At 58.7% G+C, this 4,715-nt stretch carries 2 protein-coding genes and 1 pseudogene; all 3 read left to right on the top strand.

Going from position 1 to position 4,715, the window contains the following annotated elements; all coding sequences use genetic code 11:
* The first annotated feature begins 206 nt into the window (after positions 1–206).
* A complete protein-coding gene (locus R6U41_RS01700; RefSeq protein ID WP_410268100.1) occupies positions 207–2,591 on the top strand; it encodes an FAD-dependent oxidoreductase in 2,385 nt (794 codons plus the stop codon).
* 199 nt (positions 2,592–2,790) lie between these two features.
* Positions 2,791–3,927: a glutamine-hydrolyzing carbamoyl-phosphate synthase small subunit gene (carA, locus tag R6U41_RS01695; protein ID WP_410268099.1), complete on the top strand. Its 1,137-nt coding sequence runs from the start codon at positions 2,791–2,793 to the stop codon at positions 3,925–3,927.
* A 24-nt stretch (positions 3,928–3,951) separates the two neighbouring features.
* Positions 3,952–4,715 (top strand): annotated as a pseudogene (gene carB, locus R6U41_RS01690) (carbamoyl phosphate synthase large subunit); the annotation flags it as partial.

The following is a 4,715-nucleotide window of genomic DNA, read 5'->3' as shown; positions in this document are numbered from 1 at the left end:
AACTTTTTACGGCGCCATCTGAAAATCGACTTTTTACGAGCGCGTCAATATTGAAATCCGAAATTCGAAGCAAATCCGAAATTCGAATGACGGAATGACCCAACCAGGAAAGCGAAGTTTTTTGTTTTTGGAATTGCGTAATTCAGATTTTGGTCATTGTTTCGAATTTCGATATTCGGATTTCGAATTTTCATAGAGGGGTGGAAATGACGGACCAGCAACGCTACCATCTGATATCCGGACGGCAGAACGATATCCGGCTCGAATCCCGGGTCCTGGAGGAACAGCTCCAGGAGGCGGTGGCAAAAGGCCATCGGAAAATCGAGGTGCAGGCATGCGGCCAGCACGGTATCGGCGGCCGGTTGTGGCGTGCCGGGGACAAGCCCCTGGAAATCCGCGTTACCGGACATTCCGGCCAGCGCCTGGGTTCCATGGGGTTTGCCAACACGCGGATTGAAAACATGGGCCCGGCTTCCGACGATGTGGGCTGGCTCAATGCCGGGGCAGAAATCGTGGTGCACGGTCATGCGGCAAACGGCGTGGCAAATGCCATGGCCCAGGGAAGGGTTTATGTGGCCGGCAGCATCGGGGCCCGGGGCATGACCATGACCAAGCAAAACCCCAGATTTGCCCCTCCGGAACTGTGGGTGCTGGGATCGGCGGGCGATTATTTCGGCGAATTCATGGCCGGCGGTGTCGCCGTGATCTGTGGCATTGACGCCCAAACCCCGGAAAATATCCTGGGATACCGTCCCCTTGTGGGCATGGTCAGCGGCCGGGTTTTCTTCAGGGGCCCCCATGGCGGATACAGCAAAAGCGATGCCAGGCTCGTTGCCATCACAGACAGTGACTGGCAGTGGCTGGAACAAAACCTGCGGCGCTTTCTGGAGGCCATTGGCCGCATGGAGCTCTATGATCAACTGGCCGAGCGGGAGCGCTGGCAGCTCATCGCCGCCAGAAGCGCCATGGACAAGGTGGTGCGAAAGACCCGGTCGATTGCCGAGTTCCGCGAGTCGGTGTGGAACCGGGAACTGGGCGCCGGGGGCTTGGTGGGCGATCTCACGGACACGGACATGAGCCCGATTCCTGTAATTGTCACCGGCAGCCTGCGCCGGTTTGTGCCTGTGTGGGAAAACCGCGTGTATGCCCCGCCGTGCGAGGCCACTTGTCCCACGGGCATTCCGGTGCATGACAGGTGGCGGCTGGTGCGCGAAGGCCGCATGGACGAGGCCGTGGACATGGCCCTGGCCTATACGCCGTTTCCCGCATCCGTATGCGGATACCTCTGCCCGAATCTTTGCATGCAGTCCTGCACCCGGCATTCGGCCGACATGCAGCCGGTGGATGTCACGCACCTGGGCCGGGCCAGCATTGCCGCCAAAAACCCGGAGCTGCCGCCGGTGACCGGGAAAAAAGCCGCGGTGGTGGGCGGCGGGCCGGCCGGCATCTCCATTGCCTGGCAGCTACGGCAAGCCGGCCATGACCCGGTGATTTTCGACATGTCGGAAAACCTCGGCGGCAAGATGCGCCAACTGATTCCCGGCTCCCGGATTCCGGCTGATGTGCTGGAAACCGAGCTTTCCAGAATCCGCGAAGTGCTGCCCCATGTTCATCTCCAGCAGAAGCTGGGCAAAGACGATGTGGAGCAGTTGAAAGTCGATTATGATTATGTGGTGATCGCAGCCGGGGCCACAAGGCCGCGCACCCTTCCGGTTCCCGGAAAAGAGCGCATGATTGCCGCAAATGATTTTCTGGCCCGGGCAAAAAACAATGCCATTGATCCGGGCAAGAAAGTGGTGATTATCGGTGCCGGCAACGTGGGCTGCGATGCAGCGGTTGAAGCCCGCCGGCTGGGGGCCGAAGATATTGTCCTTATTGACGTGCAAAAGCCGGCATCCTTTGGAAAGGAGCGGGAGCATGCAGAGGCCGCGGGTGCGCAATTCCGCTGGCCATGCTTTACCCGTGAAATCACGGAGCAGGGCGTGGTGCTGGAATCCGGCGAGGTTCTGGCCGCAGACACGGTTGTGATCTCCATCGGCGATGTGCCGGACACGGATTTTCTGCCTGACTCGGTGGGTCTGGAAAAGGGGTTTGTGCGGGTCAATGAATATTTTCAGACCACGGATCCAAAGATTTTTGCCATCGGCGACATTGTTCGGCCCGGGCTGCTCACCGACGCCATTGGCGCGGGACGGAAGGCGGCTGCGGCCATCAAAGAAATTGCCGAAGGAAAGCGGCCCCTTGATCCGGGAACGGATTTTAAAGCAGTGGCCGATCCCGGCACAGCTGCCGGCCCCGGCGGACAAGCCCAGGTGATCGATACCGCGCGGGTTTCCCTGGAATATTTTGACCCCAGGATCAGTTCGTTTTCCGGCACGGAACAGTGCGGGTCTGCCTGTGTATCCTGCGGTGCCTGCCGGGACTGCGGGATCTGCGAAAATATCTGCCCGCGCGGGGCCATTTCCAGAAAGCAGTTACAAGGCAAGGATTATGAGTACGCGGTGGACCCGGATCTGTGCATCGGATGCGGATTCTGTGCCGGGGCCTGCCCCTGCGGGGTTTGGGCCATGCGGGAAAACGATCCCCTGTAAGAAAACAGCTAATAAAAACAGCGGATATATTTTTCTGCCAAAATCATTTGCTCCGGCCGGGCAGCCGTGTTAATGTATCCGGCTACCCGGCTGAGAGTAAATTTTTGGATGATTTTGCGGGCATATGCGTAAAATTGCGGGATTTTGCCCGGGCCATCCATTTTAAACCCTGAACTTTGAACGGTAAACGTTGATCCCTATGAAAGCTTTGCTGGCACTAGAAGACGGGCGGGCATTTGCCTGCCGCAGTTTCACCGGACCCGGGGAGGCCTCGGGGGAGATGGTGTTTAACACCGGCATGACCGGTTACCAGGAGATTCTCACAGATCCTTCCTACCGCGGGCAGATGGTGACCATGACCTCTCCCCTGGTGGGCAACTACGGGGTCAATGCCGATGATATCGAATCGGACCGGGTGCAGGTGGCCGCGTTCGTGATCCGGGAATACCAGGACCAATACAGCAACTTCCGGGCTGACCAAAGCCTTGCCGATTATCTCAGGGCCCACGGGGTCATGGGGGTGGATGAACTCGATACCCGGGCGCTGACCCGTCATATCCGGCAGGCCGGGGCCATGCGCGCATTTGTTTCCACCCATGACACAGACCCGCAATCCTTAAGCGCCCGGGCACGGCAGATTCCGCCCATGGAAGGTCAGGATCTGGTGTGTCACGTGACAGCCAAAAAACCCTATTTCTGGAAAAACAACAGACCGGTTGCCTGTGACGTGTCCGGCCCGGATCAGCGGGTTTGGGGACCCAAAGCCGACGGTTTCCGGGTGGTTGCCCTGGACTACGGGGTAAAATACAATATTCTGCGCTGCCTGGAAAACGCCGGGTGCCAGGTCCTGGTGCTGCCGGCCGACACCCCGGCCGATGCGGTCAAAAGGCTTGAACCGGACGGGGTGTTTCTGTCCAACGGGCCCGGTGATCCCGCGCCCCTTTCCTATGCCGTGGAAACCGCCAGGCAGTTGATCGGGTATAAGCCGATGTTTGGCATCTGCCTGGGGATTCAGCTTCTGGGCCAGGCCCTGGGGGCAAAGACCTTCAAGCTCAAGTTCGGCCATCACGGGGTCAATCAGCCGGTGCAGCACCTGGCCACCTGCAAGGTGGAAATCACTTCCCAGAACCACGGTTTTGCCGTGGATCCCGACACCCTGGACGCCAATGCCGTGGATATCACTCATATGAACTTAAACGATCAGACCCTGGAGGGGTTTTCTCACCGGCAATACCCTTTGTTTACGGTCCAGTACCATCCAGAGGCCGCACCCGGACCCCATGATGCCGGCTACCTGTTTGACGAATTTGTCCGCACGATCCAGGACAATCAATAAACCGCACCCGAACACGGACTTTTTATGCCGAAACGCACCGACATTCACAAGATCCTGATCATCGGCGCAGGGCCGATTATCATCAGCCAGGCCTGCGAGTTCGACTATTCCGGCACCCAGGCATGCAAGGCCTTAAAAGAGGAAGGCTACGAGGTGATCCTGGTCAATTCCAACCCGGCCACCATCATGACCGACCCGGAAACCGCGGACCGCACCTATGTGGAGCCCATTACCCCCAAAACCGTGGAAATGATCATTGAAAAAGAACGGCCGGATGCCATCCTGCCAACCCTCGGGGGGCAGACGGGTTTGAACACCGCTGTGGCCGTTGCAGAGGCCGGGGTTTTGGAAAAATACGGCGTGGAGATGATCGGCGCCCGCTTAGATGCCATCCACAAGGCTGAAGACCGGGACCGGTTCTGCCGGGCCATGGAAAAGATCAACCTCAGGATTCCCGAAAGCGGCATTGCCACCAACATGGAGGCCGCCCGGGGATTTGCCGCAGATATCGGCTATCCCGTGATTATCCGCCCCGCCTTCACCCTGGGCGGCACCGGCGGCGGGGTGGCCTACAACCCCGAGGACCTGGAGAACATCGCTTCGGCCGGCCTGGATGCCAGCATGATCAATCAGGTGATGATCGAGGAATCGGTTCTGGGCTGGAAGGAATATGAACTTGAGGTGATGCGCGATAAAAACGACAACGTGGTCATTGTCTGCTCCATTGAAAACGTGGATCCCATGGGCGTTCATACCGGAGACAGCATCACCGTGGCCCCGGCCCAGAC

Source organism: Desulfosalsimonas sp., from assembly GCF_046483245.1.
Lineage (GTDB): Bacteria > Desulfobacterota > Desulfobacteria > Desulfobacterales > Desulfosalsimonadaceae > Desulfosalsimonas.
Note: the sequence above shows the minus strand (reverse complement) of the source record. Positions and strands in the feature narration are given on the sequence as shown.